General features: G+C 72.6%; 17 protein-coding genes. 2 read left to right on the top strand and 15 right to left on the bottom strand.

The annotated features are described in order from the left end of the window. Positions 1-4 precede the first annotated feature (4 nt). Positions 5-667, top strand: coding sequence for a trimeric intracellular cation channel family protein (locus tag JOE43_RS09955; RefSeq protein ID WP_056054235.1), 663 nt, complete (start codon positions 5-7; stop codon positions 665-667). 508 nt (positions 668-1,175) lie between these two features. Here JOE43_RS09955 and leuA read toward each other — a convergent pair. The 11 genes from leuA to hrcA all read right to left on the bottom strand — a co-directional run bounded on the left by leuA (position 1,176) and on the right by hrcA (position 12,468). Then, entirely contained in the window at positions 1,176-2,936 is a 1,761-nt protein-coding gene (gene leuA, locus JOE43_RS09950) for a 2-isopropylmalate synthase (protein WP_209517428.1), read from the bottom strand. Positions 2,937-3,127: 191 nt separating this feature from the next. Beyond that, positions 3,128-3,814 carry a response regulator transcription factor gene (locus tag JOE43_RS09945; protein ID WP_056054229.1) on the bottom strand — a complete coding sequence of 229 codons (687 nt, stop codon included), beginning with the start codon at positions 3,812-3,814 and terminating at the stop codon, positions 3,128-3,130. Beyond that, positions 3,811-5,085 (bottom strand): histidine kinase, encoded by a 1,275-nt coding sequence (locus JOE43_RS15965; protein ID WP_307803315.1) that lies wholly within the window; start codon positions 5,083-5,085, stop codon positions 3,811-3,813. Before JOE43_RS15965 ends, JOE43_RS09945 begins: the two co-directional genes overlap by 4 nt. A 100-nt stretch (positions 5,086-5,185) precedes the next feature. Beyond that, positions 5,186-6,124: a GTPase Era gene (era, locus tag JOE43_RS09935; RefSeq protein ID WP_209517427.1), complete on the bottom strand. Its 939-nt coding sequence runs from the start codon at positions 6,122-6,124 to the stop codon at positions 5,186-5,188. Next, on the bottom strand, positions 6,121-7,425 hold the full coding sequence (locus tag JOE43_RS09930) for a hemolysin family protein (RefSeq protein WP_209519166.1): 1,305 nt from the start codon (positions 7,423-7,425) through the stop codon (positions 6,121-6,123). Before JOE43_RS09930 ends, era begins: the two co-directional genes overlap by 4 nt. Positions 7,426-7,432: 7 nt before the next feature. Further along, a complete protein-coding gene (ybeY, locus tag JOE43_RS09925) occupies positions 7,433-7,894 on the bottom strand; it encodes an rRNA maturation RNase YbeY (protein ID WP_056054216.1) in 462 nt (153 codons plus the stop codon). Then, positions 7,891-8,979 (bottom strand): PhoH family protein, encoded by a 1,089-nt coding sequence (locus JOE43_RS09920; protein ID WP_374073002.1) that lies wholly within the window; start codon positions 8,977-8,979, stop codon positions 7,891-7,893. Before JOE43_RS09920 ends, ybeY begins: the two co-directional genes overlap by 4 nt. Then, positions 8,969-9,391, bottom strand: coding sequence for a histidine triad nucleotide-binding protein (locus JOE43_RS09915; RefSeq protein ID WP_209517425.1), 423 nt, complete (start codon positions 9,389-9,391; stop codon positions 8,969-8,971). The genes JOE43_RS09920 and JOE43_RS09915 overlap by 11 nt, the downstream gene beginning before the upstream one ends. Positions 9,392-9,447: 56 nt before the next feature. Further along, complete coding sequence (locus JOE43_RS09910) at positions 9,448-10,191, bottom strand: 16S rRNA (uracil(1498)-N(3))-methyltransferase (RefSeq protein WP_209517422.1); 744 nt, start codon at positions 10,189-10,191, stop codon at positions 9,448-9,450. Between the two features lie 2 nt (positions 10,192-10,193). Further along, a complete protein-coding gene (gene dnaJ, locus JOE43_RS09905; protein WP_167259029.1) occupies positions 10,194-11,306 on the bottom strand; it encodes a molecular chaperone DnaJ in 1,113 nt (370 codons plus the stop codon). 139 nt (positions 11,307-11,445) lie between these two features. Further along, entirely contained in the window at positions 11,446-12,468 is a 1,023-nt protein-coding gene (gene hrcA / locus JOE43_RS09900) for a heat-inducible transcriptional repressor HrcA (RefSeq protein ID WP_209517420.1), read from the bottom strand. A gap of 248 nt (positions 12,469-12,716) precedes the next feature. Here hrcA and JOE43_RS09895 point away from each other — a divergent pair, with 248 nt between their 5' ends. Continuing rightward, positions 12,717-13,265: a DUF4870 domain-containing protein gene (locus JOE43_RS09895; protein WP_209517418.1), complete on the top strand. Its 549-nt coding sequence runs from the start codon at positions 12,717-12,719 to the stop codon at positions 13,263-13,265. Between the two features lie 67 nt (positions 13,266-13,332). On the opposite strand, the gene hemW is transcribed toward JOE43_RS09895, so the two are convergent. From hemW to JOE43_RS09875, 4 genes are all read right to left on the bottom strand, one after another. Then, on the bottom strand, positions 13,333-14,559 hold the full coding sequence (gene hemW / locus JOE43_RS09890; RefSeq protein ID WP_209517417.1) for a radical SAM family heme chaperone HemW: 1,227 nt from the start codon (positions 14,557-14,559) through the stop codon (positions 13,333-13,335). 2 nt (positions 14,560-14,561) lie between these two features. Continuing rightward, positions 14,562-15,353, bottom strand: a complete 792-nt coding sequence (locus tag JOE43_RS09885; protein WP_209517414.1) for a DUF1990 family protein — start codon at positions 15,351-15,353, stop codon at positions 14,562-14,564. A gap of 4 nt (positions 15,354-15,357) precedes the next feature. Continuing rightward, entirely contained in the window at positions 15,358-17,208 is a 1,851-nt protein-coding gene (lepA, locus tag JOE43_RS09880; RefSeq protein WP_056054197.1) for a translation elongation factor 4, read from the bottom strand. 109 nt (positions 17,209-17,317) lie between these two features. Beyond that, entirely contained in the window at positions 17,318-17,635 is a 318-nt protein-coding gene (locus JOE43_RS09875; RefSeq protein ID WP_209517412.1) for a hypothetical protein, read from the bottom strand. Positions 17,636-17,737 lie beyond the last annotated feature (102 nt).

Genomic DNA, 17,737 nt, shown 5'->3' with positions numbered 1-17,737 from the left:
TCGGATGCACGCCACGGCCTTCGCCATCCCCCTCTGGGCTGATCTCCTGGCCGTCGGCGTGGGCAGCCTCCAGGGCGCGATGTTCGCCTCCGAGTTCAAGGACCGCCGGCTCGACCTGCTCGGCGTGGCGATCATCGGCATCGCGACGGGGCTCGGCGGCGGCATCCTCCGCGACGTCCTGCTCGGGCAGGTGCCGCGCATGATGGCGAGCAACTGGTACCTGCTCGTCGCGGTCGCCGCGGCGCTCGTCGGCATGGCGCTGCAGCGCCTCTTCCACCGGCTCGCCAGCGTCATCACGGCCCTCGACGCCCTCACCATCGGGCTCTTCGGCGCGATCGGCTCGACGAAGGCGCTGTCGCTCGGCCTGCCGGAGATCCCCGCGATCTTCGTGGGGGTGATCTCCGCCGTCGGCGGGTCGGTGCTGCGCGACGTGCTCATGAACCTCACGATCGCGATGATGCACGTGGGGTCGCTCTACGCCGTCGCGGCCGCGGGCGGCACCGTGGTGCTCGTCAGCCTGGTCTCGCTCGGCGTGCCTGCGGCCGCCGCCGCCGTCATCGGCACGTCGGTCACGCTGGTCATCCGGCTGCTGGCCGTGCGCTTCGGCTGGACGCTGCCCGAGCAGCGCTCGCTCAGCCGTCTGCCCCGCTGGCGCCGGCCTCGCTGAGCTGCCCCGCGCCTCCTCTCGCCCGCGGGGGGCTGCCCCTGCTCGCGTCTGCGCCCTCCTCACCGGCCCTCGCCGCCGCGCGGACGCCCTGTCGGCAACTCCTGCGCGTCGCCCCGCGACCGCGTCGCCGAGCCGCCGGCACGACGCCGAGCAGGAGTTGCCGACGGCTCGAGCCCAGCGCGCGGGACGGACGGGCAGGCGCGGCGCTGACGCGCGTCGCACCGGCGGCGGCGCTGGTCGCACCGGCGGCGGCGCCGACGCGCGTCGCACCGGCGGCGGCGCCGACGCGGGTCGCACCGGCGGGGGCGCCGACGCGGGTCGCACCGGCGGGGGCGCCGACGCGCGTCGCGCCGGCGGCGGCGCTGCCTCGGCTCGGCGACGTGCCCCCGTGCACGACGCCCCCGGTCGGCAACTCCTGCCCCGTGGCGCGCCAGGGGCTCGGGCACAGCTCTCGACGACGGTGCGCAGGAGTTGCCGACGGGGGGACGTGCGAGACGAGCCGCCGAGGCTAGACGGCGGCGAGCTCGCGCGTCTCCGACGTCTGGCGGATGGCCCGGTTGACGGCCGAGACGATCGCCTTGAGCGACGCGGTGGAGCTGTCGGCGTCGATCCCGACGCCCCAGAGGCGCGTGCCGTCGACGTCGAGGTCGACGTAGGCCGCGGCCTGCGCGTCGCCGCTCGCGCTGAGCGTGTGCTCGACGAAGTCGTACAACTTCACCGAGACGCCGTGCTCGCTGAGCACGGAGAGGAACGCCGCGATCGGCCCGGTGCCGCGACCGGTCGTCAGCTGGCGCTCGTCGCCGACGCGCAGCTCGACGTCGAGGCTGGTCTCGCCGCTCATGTCGCTCGACGTGCCCGTGCGGGTCAGCTCGAAGCGGCCCCACTTCTCGTCGGCGTCGTCGGCGGGCAGGTACTCGTCCTGGAAGATCGACCAGATGTGCGCGCTCGTCATCTCGCCGCCCTCGGCGTCGGTGCGCGACTGCACGACGCCGCTGAACTCGATCTGCAGCTTGCGGGGCAGGTCGATCGCGTGGTCGGCCTTGAGCAGGTAGGCCACGCCGCCCTTGCCGGACTGCGAGTTGACGCGGATGACGGCCTCGTAGCTGCGGCCGAGGTCTTTCGGGTCGACCGGCAGGTAGGGCACGGCCCACTCCAGCTGGTCGACGTCGACGCCCCGCTCGGCGGCGGTCGCGGCCATCGCCTCGAAGCCCTTCTTGATGGCGTCCTGGTGCGAGCCGGAGAAGGCCGTGTAGACCAGGTCGCCCGCCCAGGGGCTGCGCTCGTGGACGGGCAGCTGGTTGCAGTGCTCCGCGGTGCGCTTGACCATGTCGAGGTCGCTGAAGTCGATCTGCGGGTCGATGCCCTGCGTGAACAGGTTGATGCCCAGGGCGACGAGGTCGACGTTGCCCGTCCGCTCGCCGTTGCCGAAGAGGCAGCCCTCGATGCGGTCGGCGCCGGCCAGGTAGCCCAGCTCGGCGGCGGCGATGCCGGTGCCGCGGTCGTTGTGGGGGTGCAGCGACAGGATGACGCTGTCGCGACGCGCCAGGTTGCGGTGCATCCACTCGATCGAGTCGGCGTACACGTTCGGCGTCGCCATCTCGACGGTGGCCGGCAGGTTGATGATCACGGGGCGGTCAGGAGTCGCGTCGAAGGCCTCGATCACCTGGTTGCAGATGTCGCGCGCGAACTCCAGCTCGGTGCCGGTGTAGCTCTCGGGCGAGTACTCGTAGAAGACGGTGGTCTCGGGGATCGTCGCCTCGTGCTCGCGGCAGAGCCGGACGCCCTCGAGGGCGATGTCGACGATGCCCTGGCGGTCGGTGCGGAAGACCACGTCGCGCTGCAGGACGCTCGTGCTGTTGTAGAGGTGGACGATCGCCTGCTTCGCGCCTGCGATCGACTCGTAGGTGCGGGCGATGAGGTGCTCGCGCGCCTGGGTCAGCACCTGGATGGTGACGTCGTCGGGGATGGCGCCCTCGTCGATGAGGCTGCGCACGAAGTCGAAGTCGGTCTGCGAGGCGCTCGGGAACCCGACCTCGATCTCCTTGTAGCCCATGCCGACCAGCAGGTCGAACATGATCCGCTTGCGCTCGGGGCTCATCGGGTCGATCAGCGCCTGGTTGCCGTCACGGAGGTCGACGGCGCACCAACGCGGGGCCTGCTCGATCCGCTTGGCGGGCCACGTCCTGTCGGGCAGGTCGACGACGATCTGCTCGTGGAACGGACGGTACTTGTGGATCGGCATGCCGGAGGGCTGCTGTGCGTTCTTCATGGTCTCAGGTCTCTCTCGCCCCGGGAGGGGCTGTCTTCGCGTGCTGGTCGGCCGACGGCGAACTCCGCGACGAGGGAGGCCAGGGTCAGGACTCGTCGCGGCGGCGAAGGAGGAGGAGCACACAGGTGAGCACGTGCCGAGGCTAGCACCCGCCACGACGGCCCGCAGGACCGTGACGACGCCGGGCTCCGCTACTCCGCCAGCCCGTGCTCGTACGCGTAGACGACGAGCTGCACCCGGTCGCGCAGCGACAGCTTCGACAGCACGCGGCTGATGTGCGTCTTGACCGTGGCCTCGCTGAGGTACTCCCGCCCGGCGATCTCGGAGTTGCTGAGCCCGCGGGCGGCGAGGTCGAAGATGTCGCGCTCGCGCGTGGTGAGCGTGCCGAACGCGGCGGGCACCGCGGCGGCCCGCGCCGACCGCCCGTCGAAGTGCTCGAAGAGCTCGCGGGTGGCGGAGGCGGCGATGACGGCGTTGCCGGCGTGCACGGTCCGGATGGCCGCGAGCAGGAACTCGGGGTCGGCGTCCTTGAGGACGAACCCGCTGGCCCCGCCGCGGATGGCCCGGGTCGCGGCCTCGTCGAGGTCGAAGGTCGTGAGCACGATGACGCGCGGAGGCTTGCGGGAGGCGGCCTGCGCCTGGGCGAGGACTGCCGTCGTCGCGGCGATGCCGTCCATGACGGGCATGCGGATGTCCATCAGCACCACGTCGGGGCGGGTCGCCGCGACCATGGCGACGCCCTCCTCCCCGTTGCTGGCCTCGCCGACGAACTCGAGGTCGGGCTGCGAGCTGACGAGCATTTTGATGCCGGCCCGGAAGAGGGCCTGGTCGTCGACGAGCGCGACTCGGACGGCGGTGGCGGGCGTGGTGGGGCTCATCGGCGGATTCCTACTTCTTGGGTGAGGGCGAGGGTGGGCACGACGGCGTGCACGACGAAGCGGCCGTCGGCGTCCTGCGTGGTGAGCGAGCCCCCGGCGAGGGTCGCGCGCTCGCGCATGCCGTCGAGGCCGTGCCCGCCGCCGCGGCGGTCGTCTCCGCCGGGGCGGGTGTCGACGGGCTGGGTGGCGGGCCGGACGACGTTCGTGACGACCAGGTGGAGGGCCTCGTAGCGCCAGTCGAAGAGGAGGTCGACGGGCGCGCCCGCGGCGCCGTGGCGCAGCACGTTCGTCAGCGACTCCTGCACGATCCGGAAGACCGCGAGCTGTCGGTTGGTGCCCAGCACCTGCGCCTCGCCCTGCACCCGGTGCTCGATGACCAGGCCGGAGGCGCGCATCTGCTCCAGCAGCCGGTCGAGGTCGCCGAGGGCCGGCTGGGGCGCCTCCCCCTGGCTGTGGCGGAGCTGCCCGAGCAGCACGCGGACGTCGCCCAGCGCCTCCCGGGCCGTGGTCGCGATGGTGACGAGGGCGTCGTCGACCGACCCGGCGTCGACCCGGGCCGCGTACCGGGCACCGTCGGCCTGGGCGATGACGACGGCCAGGGAGTGCGCGACGACGTCGTGCATGTCGCGGGCGATGCGGTTGCGCTCCTGTTCGACGGCGACGTCTCGCTCGGCCCGCGCCGCCTCCCGCTCGATGCGGGCGACCTCGCCCTCCGCCCGCGCCGTCTCCCGCTCGGCGATGAGCTGCGCCTCCCGGCTGAGCCGCTCGGACGACCGCGCCCGCGCCAGCAGGCCGCCCGCCCACGGCAGGCCGAGCAGGGCGAGGAAGCCGAGGAAGGTGATGCCGAGCTGCAGCAGGATCCGCACGACGTCCTGCAGGCCGTACACCGTGTAGTCGATGCCGAAGAGCGTGGTCTGCACGCTGGTGACGTAGAAGGTGCCCACTGCGGCCCCGACGACCGTGGAGACGAGCCCCGCCCACTTCGTCGCCTCGGTGCCGTAGGCGGCGACCGTGTAGAGCACCGCACAGATCGCCAGGTTGCTCACGCCGGGGCTGGTCTGCGAGAGCATCTCGCCGATCGCCACGACCCAGGCGAGCACGAGCGAGGGGCCCGGGGCGAGCCGCCGGACGGCTAGCGTCGCCGTCATGCCCGCGATCACCAGCCCGGCCGCCGTCCCGCCCGCGCTGAGCCCCAGCGCGACGACCCCGAGGACGACCGCGGCCGACACGTCGACGACCACCTGATACGGGGCGAGTCGTCGGAAGATCACCGCACCACCGTACGGCCCAGGGCTCGGCCCCGGGACACCGACGGCGCCCCGGACGACGAGAGGACGACGGGGATCATCCTGTGGAGGGACACTGCCCGGGTCAGAACCCGAGACGGCCGAGCAGCTTGGGGTCGCGCTGCCAGTCCTTCGCGACCTTGACCCGGATCGACAGGAAGACCTGCTTGCCGACGAGCGGCTCGATCTGCGCGCGGGCACGGGCACCGACCTCGCGGAGGCGAGCGCCGCCTCCTCCGATGACGATGCCCTTCTGGCTGTCACGCTCGACGAACAGGTTCGCGTAGATCTCGAGCAGGTCGCGGTCGTCGCGCTCGATCATGTCGTCGATCGTGACGGCCAGCGAGTGGGGCAGCTCGTCCTCCACGCCCTCGAGCGCGGCCTCGCGGATGAACTCGGCGATGCGGTCCTGGACGACCTCCTCCGTGACGGCGTCGGCCGGGTAGAGCGGCTGCGAGACCGGCATCAGCTTGATCAGCTCGGTGGTGAGCACGTCGAGCTGCACGCCCTCGAGGGCGGAGAGCGGGATGATCGCCTCCCAGTCGCGGAGCTTGCTCACGGCGAGCAGCTGCTCCGCCACGGCGGGCCGCGAGATCGTGTCGGTCTTCGTCACGATGGCGACCTTCTTCGCCCGGGGGAAGGCGTCGAGCTGCTCGTTGATGAACTTGTCGCCGGGGCCGATCTTCTCGTCGGCCGGCACGCAGAAGCCGATGACGTCGACGTCGCCGAGCGTCGTCTGGACGACGCTGTTGAGGCGTTCGCCGAGGAGGGTGCGCGGGCGGTGCATGCCCGGGGTGTCGACGACGACGAGCTGACCGACCTCGCGGTGGACGATGCCGCGGATGGCTCGGCGCGTCGTCTGCGGCTTCGACGACGTGATCGCCACCTTCTCGCCGACGAGGGCGTTCGTCAGCGTGGACTTGCCGACGTTCGGGCGGCCGACGAACGAGACGAAGCCCGCGCGGTAGGTGGACCCCGCCGGAGGCGCGGCGGAGGTGCGGTCGGCGTCGTCGGTGTTCGTCATGGTGCTTCTCTCGTCGTGGCGGGTGCGGTGTCGGCCTCGGCGGCCGTCAGGTCGGGACTGCGCTCGACGAGCACGGTCTGGAGGTCGTGCCGGCGGCCCTCGGTCCGGTCGGCGGTCAGCACGAGACCGGACACGGTCACGACCGAGCCCTTGTCGGGCAGGCGGCCGAGGGCCTTGGTGAGGAGCCCGCCGACGGAGTCGACGTCGTCGTCGTCGAGCTCGAGGCCGAACAGGTCGCCGAGCTCGTCGACCGGCATACGGGCGCTGACCCGGAAGACCCCGGGGCTGACCTCGCGGTGGGCGGCGACCGTGCGGTCGTACTCGTCGCTGATGTCGCCGACGAGCTCCTCGATGAGGTCCTCCAGGGTGACGAGCCCGGCGATGCCGCCGTACTCGTCGACGACCATCGCGAGGTGGTTCTTGTCGACCTGCATCTGGCGGAGGGTGTCGTCGGCCTTCTTCGACTCGGGGACGAAGAGGGCCGGGCGGGCGAGCGCGACGACCGGCGCCGAGTCGTCGCCGACGTGCTCGTGCAGGCGCCGGGCGAGGTCGCGGAGGTAGACCACCCCGACGACGTCGTCGCTGTCGCGGCCGACGACCGGCACCCGCGACACGCCCCGGCCGAGGAAGAGGCTCATCGCCGAGCCGACGGTCGCCGTCGCCTCGACGGTCACCATGTCGGTGCGGGGCACCATGACCTCGCGGACGACGGTGTCGCTGAACTCGAAGATCGAGTGGATGAGCTCCCGGTCGTCCTCTTCCAGGACGTCGAGCTCGGTGGCCTCGTCGACCATGCTGAGCAGCTGCTCCTCCGACGAGAACGACGCGGTGCGCGGCCGCCCGGGGGTGACCCGGTTGCCGACGGCGACGAGGGCGTCGGCCAGGGGGCCGAGCACGAGCCGCAGGGCCCGGACGAGCCCAGCCGTGACGACCACGAGCCCACGGGCGTGGGCGCGGCCGACGCTGCGGGGGCTCGAGCCCACCAGCACGAACGACACGACGGTCATGATGAGCGCCGACAGCAGCAGGGCCAGCCACCACTGGTCGACGGCCGTCGCGAACGAGAGCGTGACGAGCACGGCCGCCGACGTCTCGGCGACGATGCGCATGAAGTTGACGGCGTTGACGTGGGCGCCGACGTCGTCGGCGACGGCGAGCAGGGCCGCCCGGCTGCGCGGGGAGGCCTCGGCCTCCTCGTGCAGGTCGCCCCGGCTGAGGACGCCCAAGGCCGAGTCGACGGCCGCGAGCAGCCCTCCGAGGACGACGAGCACGACGGCCACGATGACGAACACGGTGACCATCACGGCGTCACCGTCTCTCGTCGGCGGCCGCGAAGGCGGCCAGGATCTCGCGTTGCAGCCCGAACATCTCGCGCTCCTCCTCCGGCTCGGCGTGGTCGAAGCCGAGCAGGTGCAGGACGCCGTGGCAGGTCAGCAGCAGCATCTCGTCGAGGGGCGAGTGGCCCGCCGTCGCCGCCTGCGAGACCGCGACCTGAGGGCAGACCACGATGTCGCCGAGCAGACCGGCCGGGGTCGGGTCGTCTTCGGTGCCGGGGCGCAGCTCGTCCATGGGGAAGCTGAGCACGTCGGTCGGGCCCGGCTCGTCCATCCACTGGACGTGCAGCTGCTCCATGGCGGCCTCGTCGACGAGCACGATCGCGAGCTCGGCCTCGGGGTGCACGTGCATCTGGTCGAGGGCGAAGGTCGCCAGCCGCTGCAGCGCGGCCTCGTCGACCTCGATGCTCGACTCGTTGTTGACCTCGATGCTCATCGGCTGCCTCCCGTCGACCGCGACGCCCCGTCGGCGGACGAGGGCCTCGCGGCCGCCGCCTGCTCTTCTCGGTGCGCGCGCTGCGCCTGTCGCTCGGCGTCGTACGTCGTGTAGGCGTCGACGATCCGGCCGACGAGGGTGTGCCGGACGACGTCGTCGCTCGTCAGGCGGGCGAAGTGGATGTCGTCGATGCCGTCGAGCACGCGGGTCACGAGCTGGAGCCCGCTCGCGCCGGTCGGCAGGTCGATCTGGGTGACGTCGCCCGTCACGACCATGCGCGAGCCGAAGCCGAGCCGGGTGAGGAACATCTTCATCTGCTCGGGCGTCGTGTTCTGCGCCTCGTCGAGCACGACGAAGGCGTCGTTGAGCGTCCGGCCGCGCATGTAGGCGAGCGGGGCGACCTCGACGGTGCCGGCCGCGAGCAGCTTCGGCACGATCTCCGGGTCCATCATCTCGTTGAGCGCGTCGTAGAGCGGGCGGAGGTACGGGTCGATCTTGTCGGTGAGCGTGCCGGGGAGGAAGCCCAGGCGCTCCCCCGCCTCGACGGCGGGGCGCGTGAGGATGATGCGCTGCACCTCGCGCCGCTGCAGGGCCTGGACCGCCTTGGCCATCGCCAGGTAGGTCTTGCCGGTGCCCGCCGGGCCGATGCCGAACGTGATGGTGTGCTGGTCGATCGCCTCGACGTAGCGGGCCTGGCCGAGCGTCTTCGCCCGGACGGACTTGCCGCGGCTCGACACGATCGGCTGGCCGAAGACGTCGGCGGGCGCAGCCTGCCCGGAGTCGAGCAGCTTCGCGCTCGTCTCGACCTCGGCCGGGACGAGGTCGTGGCCGCCGCGCACCAGCGAGACGAGCTCGTCGACGAGGCCCCGGGCCCGGGCGACCGACGCCGCCGGCCCCTCGAGGCCGACCTCGTTGCCCCGCACGAGCACGCGGACGTCGGGGTACTGCTTCTCGACGGTCTTGAGGAGCCGGTCGTGAGGACCGAGCAGCTGGACCATCGCGACGCCGTCGACGGTGATGTCGACCCGGGTCGCGCCCTCGGCGCGGGCGTCGGAGCCGGTGGACGGAGTGTCGCTAGTGGGCAAGGGTGCCTTCCTGGAGGAGTCCCCCGAGCACGTGGGCGTGCACGTGGAACACGGTCTGCCCGGCCGAGGGGCCGGTGTTGAAGACGAGCCGGAACTCGCCGCGGCCGACCGAGAGGTCGGTGCCGTCGTCGGAGCGGAAGACCGCCGGGTCGGCCGACAGGGCGGAGGCGGTCGCGACGATCTCGGCGAGCAGCTCGGGGTCGCCCGCGGCCAGCTCGGCGACGTCGTGCCACCGCTCGGTCTTCGGGACGACGAGGAGGTGGACGGGAGCCTTGGGCTCGACGTCGCGGAACGCGATGACCCGCTCGTTCTCGAAGACGATGTCGGCCGGGATCTCGCGCGCGACGATGCGGCTGAAGACGGAGGGCTGCTCGGAACTGCCGGGGGCCTGGCTGGTCTGGTCGTCGGACATGCCGCTCATCGTACCGGCGGCCGGTGACACCGGCCCGACGTCGGCGACGGAGCCGCCTACCAGCGACCGAGCCGCACGCTGAGGACGGCCAGGGCCGCCGGGCCCGCCGTCGAGGTCCGCAGCACGCTGTCGCCGAGCCTCGCGAGCGTGGCGCCCGCGTCGATGAAGAGGGCGAGCTCGGCGGGCGAGACGCCGCCCTCGGGGCCGACCACCACCGTGACGACCGAGCCCGCGCCTCCCTCGGGCGGGAGGTCGACCGCGGAGAGCGCGAGGTCGGCCGTCGGCTCCAGCACGAGCACGGGGCCGAGCGCCGTGCGGGCCGCGAGCTGCTTCGTCGTCGCGAGGTCGAGCACCTCGGGCGCCCAGGGCCGGATCGCCTGCTTCGTCGCCTCGCGGGTGATGGCGCGCCAGCGGCTCGTGCCCTTCGCGACCTTGGCGCCCTCCCAGCGCGACACCGACCGCGACGCCGACCAGGGGACGACCTCGTCGACGCCGAGCTCCGTCGCGGCCTGGACGGCCAGCTCGTCGCGGTCGCCCTTCGCGAGGGCCTGGGCCAGCGCGATCCGCACCCCCGGCCGAGGATGCGCGGTGACGGTGGCCGCCACCAGCGACAGCCGGTCGCCGGTCGCCTCCGTCACCTCGCCCCGCACCACCGTGCCGCGGCCGTCGCCGAGCGTGAGCTGCTCGCCGACCCGCACCCGGCTGACCGTGACGGCGTGCCGCGCCTCGGCGCCGGTGACCGTGACGGTCGACCCGGCCGCCGCCTCCGTCAGGTCGTCGACCAGGTAGAAGTGCGCCACGATCAGAAGTTCAGGAACCGGTCGCGCAGCTTGCCGAAGAGGCCCTGCTGGAACTGCGAGAGCTCCGGCGCCTGCTCGCGACGGCCGGCGGCGAACTTCTCGATCAGCTCGCGCTCCTTGTGGCTGAGCTTCGTCGGCGTCACCACCTGGACGCCGATCTTGAGGTCGCCGCGGCCCGTGCCGCGGAGCTTCGTGACCCCGCGGTCGCGGACGGTCAGCACGTCGCCGCTCTGCGTGCCCGGCTTGAGCTCGATCTCCACCGCGCCGTCGAGGCCGTCGAGTGTCGTCTCGGTGCCGAGGATCGCGTCGGACATCTGCACCTCGAGCGTCGCCAGGAGGTCGTCGCCGTTGCGGCTGTACGTCTCGTGGTGGCGGACCTTGACCTCGAGGTACAGGTCGCCGTTCGGGCCGCCGGCCTGCCCGACCTCGCCCTGACCGGGCAGCTGCAGGCGGAGGCCGGTGTCGACGCCCGCGGGGATGTCGATGGGGATGGTGCGCCGCGCGCGGACGCGGCCCTGGCCCTGGCAGGTCGGGCACGGGTTGGGGATGACCGTGCCGTAGCCGCGGCAGGTGCCGCAGGGGCTGGACGTCATGACGTTGCCGAGCAGCGAGCGCACCTGGCGCTGGATCTGGCCCGAGCCGTGGCAGATGTCGCAGGTCTGGGGCGAGGTGCCGGGCGCGCAGCAGGAGCCCGAGCAGGTCTCGCAGAGAACTGCGGTGTCGACCTCGATGTCGCGCTGCGTGCCGAAGACGATCTCTTCCAGGTCGACCTCGAGGCGGAGCAGGGCGTCCTGGCCGCGCTCGCGACGCGACCTCGGCCCCTGGCGCTGACCGCCGCCTCCCCCGCCGCCGAAGAAGGCGTCGAAGATGTCGCCGAAGCCCGCGGCCCCGCCGCCCCCGCCGAAGCCGGCCTGCGGGCCGAGGTCGTAGCGCTCCCGCTGCTGGGGGTCGCTGAGGACGTCGTACGCGTGAGTGACGTCCTTGAACCGCTCGGACGCCTCCGGGCTGGGGTTGACGTCCGGGTGCAGCTCGCGGGCGAGCCGGCGGTACGCCTTCTTGATCTCCTCCGGGGTCGCCGAGCGGTCGACTCCGAGCACGTCGTAATGATCTGCCACTGGTTCTCGTCTGCCTCTGGTGTGCGTCTGCGCTCCGCGGGGCCGCGGGGCGGATGTCTGGGTGGGATGTCTGCTGGTCGTGTGTCGTGTCTGGGGGTGGAGTCGGTGGTCGGGGGCCGCAGGCCGGCGCCGGCCCTCGTCAGCGCTCGGAGAGCAGGGACGAGAGGTAGCGGGCGACCGCCCGGACCGCCGCCATGTTGGTGGAGTAGTCCATGCGCATCGGGCCGAGCACGCCCAGGCGGGCGATCTCGCTGCCGGACGACGAGTAGCCGCTCGCGAGGACGGACGCCTGCGAGAGCCCGAACGACTCGTTCTCGCGGCCGATGCTGGCGGCGACGTCGACGGCGTCGAGCTGCATCTCGCCGAAGAGTCGGAGCAGCGCCACCTGCTCCTCGATGGCCTCGAGGACGGGGTAGAGGTTGCCGCTGAAGTCGTCGCCGATGCGGACGAGGTTCGCCGCGCCCGCCATGACCAGGCGGTCCTGGCGGCCGGTGGCGAGCTGCTCGACGAGGCTCGCCACGAGGAGCCCGACGGTGGCCGCGCGCTCGGGCTGGTGCTGCGCCGGCAGGTCGGCCAGCGCCGTCGCGGCGGCGCTCAGGGCAGCCCCGCCGACGAGCGCGTTGAGCGAGGAGCGGAGCTCGCCGAGGAAGGACTCGTCGACCGGCGCGGGGAGCTCGACGACCCGCTGCTCGACCTGGCCCGTGTCGGTGATGAGCACCGTCATGACCCGGCGCTCGGCGAGGCTGACGAGCTCGACGTGGCGGACGCGGGCCCGCGAGAAGGAGGGGTACTGGACGAGCGCGACTTGGTTCGTCAGCTGGCTGAGCAGGCGGACGGTGCGGCCGAGGACCTCGTCGAGGTCGGTGGAGTCGCCGAGGAAGGTCTCGATCGCCTGGCGCTGCGCGGCGCTGAGCGGGCGGAGGTCGGCGAGCTGGTCGACGAAGAGGCGGTACCCCTTGTCGGTCGGGACGCGGCCGCTCGAGGTGTGCGGGGCCGCGATGAGCTCCTCCTCCTCGAGGAGGGCCATGTCGTTGCGGATGGTCGCGGCGGAGACGCCGAACTGGTGCCGCTCGACGATGGACTTCGAGCCCACGGGCTCGCGGGAGGCGACGTAGTCGTGCACGATGACGCGCAGCACCTCGAGCCCTCGTTCCGAGACCACCGCACACCTCCTCATCGCACCACGGGCCCGCTGCGCCCCGGGGGCGTCGACACGGACCGGCTGGCACTCGCCGTACCAGACTGCCAATGCTACGCCACCGGCCTGGCGGCACCTACTCGCGCCGCGCCTCCCTGTCCTATGCTCGGCGTGACGGACACCGGACCGCGCGGTCCGGTCGACGCCCTCGGGCACCGGCCCCACCGGGGCGGGAGGCCGTCACCTCCGACCACGACGAACCAGGTGAGCAGATGACCGACACCCCGCCCGCAGAGCCGCACGACCCCTACGCCAAGCAGCCCGGCCAGGGCGGCCCGGCCGGCCCGACCGGCCAGCCCGGCCCGCCGCCGTACGGCCAGCAGGCGCCCGGCCAGCAGGCGCCGCAGGGCGGCCCGCAGCCCTACGGCCAGCAGCAGCCGTGGGGCCAGCAGGCCCCGGGCGGCGGCGCCGGCTACCAGCAGGCCGGCCAGCCCCTCCGCCCGGAGGACGAGAAGCTCTGGTCGACGCTGATCCACGTCGGCGGGATCCTCTTCGGGTTCATCCCGGCGCTCGTCGGCTACCTCGTGCTGAAGGACCGCGGCCCGTTCATCCGCGAGCACACGCGTCAGGCCCTCAACTTCCAGATCACGATGACGATCGCGAGCGTCGTCGGCGCCCTGCTCTGGATCGTGCTCGTCGGCTACCTCATCTCGGCTGCCGTCGGCATCGTCGTGATCGTCTTCAGCATCCTCGCGGCCCTCGCCGCGAACAAGGGCGAGTACTACAAGTACCCGCTGACGTTCGAGTTCATCAAGGCGTAGTCCGCCGACGCGACCACGTCGCCGCACCCGCCGAGGCGCGTCTCCCCCCGGGGAGGCGCGCCTCGCGTCACGCCGGGAGCAGCCGGCTGACGACGGCGTCGGCCATCAGGCGCCCGGTGCGCGTCAGCTCGACGCGGCCGGCGAGGGCGGCGCGGCCGTCGATCCAGCCGTCAGCGATGAGCCCGGCGATCGCCGCCCGGCCCGTCGCGTCGAGGTCGCTCGTCGGCAGGCCGTCCCGCGTGCGCACGGCGAGCAGCACGCGTTCGACCCGGCGCGTCTCGTCGTCGAGGGTCTCCCGCCCGGCGCCGGGCGACTCCCCCGCGGTCATGCGCTGCGCGTAGGCGGCGGGGTGCTTGACGTTCCACCAGCGGACCCCGCCGACGTGGCTGTGCGCGCCGGGCCCGACGCCCCACCAGTCCTGGCCCGTCCAGTACGACAGGTTGTGGCGCGACCGGTGCTCGACGCCCCTCGACCAGTTGCTCACCTCGTACCAGTCGTAGCCGGCCTCGGCGAGGCGAGCGTCGGCGAGCTCGTACATGTCGGCGGCCGTGTCGTCGTCGGGCTGGGCGACCTCGCCGCGGCGGATCTGCCGGGCGAGCTTCGTGCCGTCCTCGACGATCAGGGCGTAGGCCGAGAGGTGGTCGGGCTCCTGCGCGAGGGCGACGTCGAGCGACCTCGTCCAGTCGTCGAGGGTCTCGCCCGGCGTGCCGTAGATGAGGTCGAGGCTGACGTCGAGGCCGGCCTCCCGGGCCCAGGCCACGACGAGCGGAATGCGCTCGGGGTCGTGGGTGCGCTCGAGCGTCGCCAGCACGCTCGGCACGGCCGACTGCATGCCGAAGCTGACCCGGGTGAAGCCGGCGGCGGCGAGGGCGCGCAGGTACTCCGCGTCGACGCTGTCCGGGTTGGCCTCCGTCGTGACCTCGGCCCCCGCCTCCAGCCCCCAGGTGTCGACCACGGCGTGGAGCATCGTCGCGAGGTCGGTGTGCGGCAGCATCGTCGGGGTGCCGCCGCCGAAGAACACGGTGGAGGCGCGGCGCGGAGGCAGGCCCGCCCGCTCGAGCACACGGCCGGCCTGGGCGACCTCGGCCACCGCCTGCGAGGCGTAGTCGTCACGACGGGCCCCGCGCAGCTCGTCGCCCGTGTAGGTGTTGAAGTCGCAGTAGCCGCAGCGGACGCGGCAGAACGGGACGTGGAGGTAGACGCCGAGGTCGCGGTCGGCGACGCCCTCGACCACGGAGGCGGGCAGGGCTCCGTCGGCGGGGGCCGGGTCGGCGACGGGGAGGGCTCCGGGCACCGTCAGTGGCCCGGACGCACGTCGCGGACCTCGTCGGGACCGTGCCGGCGCGACTCCTCGTCGTCCGCCGCGGCCTCAGCGGCGGCCGTGAGGTCGACGTCGTGGACGCTCGGCACGGACTCGCCCTGGTCGCCGGTCTCGTCGTTCTGGCTGAGGGCCTGGAGGTAGCGCTTCGTGTAGAGCGTCTGCGTGCGCTTCATGAACGGCGACACGAGACGCCAGCGCCACGTGCTGGGGCGCGAGAAGGCGCGGATGGTCAGCCAGACCGAGCCGTCGTCGGTCTGGTCGACGATCCAGCTCTCTTCCCCGCTCTCGGGGTGGCCCTCGAGCGTGCCGTAGGCGAAGCCCTTGCGCTTCGGCTCGTCGACGACGTAGACGACCCGGACCGGCGCCTCCACCTGGCGTCCCCAGGCCGAGATGACGAGCGTCGCGGTCGTGCCGGCGGTGAGGAAGGGCGTTCCGTCGGGCGCGTAGCGCGACTCGTCGGGGCGCTCCTCGCTCCAGTGCGCCGGGTCGACCGGCTCGCCCGACTCGTCGAACGTCACCGGCACGTAGCCGGTGTCGTCGGCGGGCGGGACGTCGTCGACGCGCACCGTGATGCCGCTGCGCTCCTGGATCTTCCAGGTCAGGGCGGCGATGCAGGCCGCCTCGAAGCGCGCGTCGCCGTGGCCCACCCGGGTGCGGTACTCGACCGGGGTGAAGCCGACCGGCGGGTACTGCATCAGGTCGGCGGCCTGGGTGGCCCCGACCTCGCCGTAGGTGGTCCGGGTCTCGGTGTGGGTGGCTCGGCGCATGGGGCTACTTCTTGTCCTTCTTCTCCGTGTCGCCGGAGAGGGCGGCGATGAACGCCTCCTGGGGGACCTCCACGCGACCGATGGTCTTCATGCGCTTCTTGCCCTCCTTCTGCTTCTCGAGCAGCTTGCGCTTGCGGGTGATGTCGCCGCCGTAGCACTTGGCGAGCACGTCTTTCCGCATCGCTCGGATGCTCTCGCGCGCGATGATGCGCGCGCCGATCGCGGCCTGGATGGGCACCTCGAACTGCTGGCGCGGGATGAGCTCGCGGAGGCGCCCGGTCATCAGCACGCCGTAGGCGTACGCCTTGTCGCGGTGGACGATGGCGCTGAAGGCGTCGACCTGCTCACCCTGGAGCAGGATGTCGACCTTGACCAGGTCGGCCTCCTGCTCGCCGGTGGGCTCGTAGTCGAGGCTCGCGTAGCCGGCCGTCTTCGACTTGAGGCTGTCGAAGAAGTCGAAGACGATCTCGCCGAGCGGCATCGCGTAGCGGATCTCGACGCGGTCCTCGCCGAGGTACTCCATGCCGAGCAGCGACCCGCGGCGCTGCTGGCAGAGCTCCATGATCACGCCGACGTAGTCCTTCGGGGCGAGGATGGCGGCCTTCACCATCGGCTCGCGGACGCTGGCGATCTTGCCGCCGGGGAACTCGCTCGGGTTGGTCACGGTGACGGTCTTGCCGTCCTCCGCGGTGACCTCGTAGACCACGCTCGGCGCCGTCGTGATCAGGTCGAGGCCGAACTCGCGCTCGAGCCGCTCGGTGATGATCTCGAGGTGCAGGAGGCCGAGGAACCCGCAGCGGAATCCGAAGCCGAGGGCCACCGACGTCTCGGGCTCGTAGACCAGCGCCGCGTCGGAGAGCTTCAGCTTGTCGAGCGCCTCGCGGAGGTCGGGGTAGTCGCTGCCGTCGATCGGGTAGAGGCCCGAGAACACCATCGGGAGCGGCTCGGTGTAGCCCGGCAGCGCCTCGGTGGCCGGCTTCGCGTGGGTCGTGACGGTGTCACCGACCTTCGACTGCCGGACGTCCTTGACGCCGGTGATGAGGTACCCGACCTCGCCGACGCTGAGCCCCGCGCTGGGCACCGGCTCCGGCGACGAGACGCCGATCTCGAGGATCTCGTGCGTCGACTTCGTCGACATCATCTGGACCTTCTCGCGAGGGTGCAGCGTGCCGTCGATCATCCGGATGTAGGTGACGACGCCGCGGTAGCTGTCGTAGACCGAGTCGAAGATCATCGCGCGCGGCGGGGCGTCGGCGACGCCGACCGGCGACGGGATGCGGTCGACGACGCGGTCGAGGAGCTCCTCGACGCCCATGCCGGTCTTGCCGCTGACGCGGAGGACGTCGGCGGGGTCGCCGCCGATGAGGCTCGCGAGCTCGGCCGCGTACTTGTCGGGGTCGGCCGCGGGCAGGTCGATCTTGTTGAGCACCGGGATGATCTCGAGGTCGTTCTCGAGCGCCAGGTAGAGGTTCGCCAGCGTCTGGGCCTCGATGCCCTGCGCGGCGTCGACGAGGAGGATCGCGCCCTCGCAGGCGGCGAGCGAGCGGGAGACCTCGTAGCTGAAGTCGACGTGCCCGGGGGTGTCGATCATGTTCAGCGCGTAGGTGGCCCCGTCGCGCTCCCACGGCATGCGGACGGCCTGGCTCTTGATCGTGATGCCGCGCTCGCGCTCGATGTCCATGCGGTCGAGGTACTGGGCGCGCATGGCGCGGCTCTCGACGACGCCGGTTATGCCGAGCATGCGGTCGGCCAACGTCGACTTGCCGTGGTCGATGTGCGCGATGATGCAGAAGTTGCGGAGTTGCTCGGGCGCGGTCTGGGCCGGCTCGAGTGCTCGGAGTGCTTGGGGGCTCACACGGTCCTCTGGGGGTGGCGGGCGGGGGTCCGAGCATTCTCCCACGCCCGCGACGCGGCGAGGGCCGGGCAGCGCCGACCCGCGCCCACGGCTGGTGAGCCCGGGCCGCCTAGCCGAGGGCGCCGAGGAGGTGCGCGACGCCGAGCGGGACGCCGACGGCCAGGCCGAGGCCCAGCACGATCGCCGCGCCCGCGAGCATGACGGCGTTGGCGACGATGCCGATCGTCGAGAACGTCCGCGCCTCGGGCTCGCGACGGCGCGCGAGGACGCCGAGCACGAGGCCGACGATCGGCACGACGACGGTGAAGCCCGCGGCGACGGAGACCAGGCCGAGCACGAGGCTCGTGATGCTGAGCGGCGCGGAGGCGGCGGGGGCGGGGGCGGCGACGGAGGGGGACGGGGCGGAGGCGGTGGTGGTCGAGGTCATGGACCGAGCCTAGGAAAGTCGACCCGCGACTCCTCGGGGGCTGACCCCCGGAAACCGCCGGGGGCACGCCCTCGCCCCGGGGGCGCCGCGGACGCGGCGACG

Source organism: Frigoribacterium sp. PvP121, from assembly GCF_017833115.1.
Taxonomy (GTDB): Bacteria; Actinomycetota; Actinomycetes; order Actinomycetales; family Microbacteriaceae; genus Frigoribacterium; species Frigoribacterium endophyticum.
Note: the sequence above shows the minus strand (reverse complement) of the source record. Positions and strands in the feature narration are given on the sequence as shown.

Excerpts from the sequence above, each read along its gene's own strand:
- JOE43_RS09955 (WP_056054235.1), top strand. The coding sequence starts at position 5 with ATGCACGCCACGGCCTTCGCCATCCCCCTCTGGGCTGATCTCCTGGCC.
- leuA (WP_209517428.1), bottom strand. The coding sequence starts at position 2,936 with ATGAAGAACGCACAGCAGCCCTCCGGCATGCCGATCCACAAGTACCGT.
- JOE43_RS09945 (WP_056054229.1), bottom strand. The coding sequence starts at position 3,814 with ATGAGCCCCACCACGCCCGCCACCGCCGTCCGAGTCGCGCTCGTCGAC.
- era (WP_209517427.1), bottom strand. The coding sequence starts at position 6,124 with ATGACGAACACCGACGACGCCGACCGCACCTCCGCCGCGCCTCCGGCG.
- JOE43_RS09930 (WP_209519166.1), bottom strand. The coding sequence starts at position 7,425 with ATGGTCACCGTGTTCGTCATCGTGGCCGTCGTGCTCGTCGTCCTCGGA.
- ybeY (WP_056054216.1), bottom strand. The coding sequence starts at position 7,894 with ATGAGCATCGAGGTCAACAACGAGTCGAGCATCGAGGTCGACGAGGCC.
- JOE43_RS09915 (WP_209517425.1), bottom strand. The coding sequence starts at position 9,391 with ATGTCCGACGACCAGACCAGCCAGGCCCCCGGCAGTTCCGAGCAGCCC.
- JOE43_RS09895 (WP_209517418.1), top strand. The coding sequence starts at position 12,717 with ATGACCGACACCCCGCCCGCAGAGCCGCACGACCCCTACGCCAAGCAG.
- JOE43_RS09885 (WP_209517414.1), bottom strand. The coding sequence starts at position 15,353 with ATGCGCCGAGCCACCCACACCGAGACCCGGACCACCTACGGCGAGGTC.
- JOE43_RS09875 (WP_209517412.1), bottom strand. The coding sequence starts at position 17,635 with ATGACCTCGACCACCACCGCCTCCGCCCCGTCCCCCTCCGTCGCCGCC.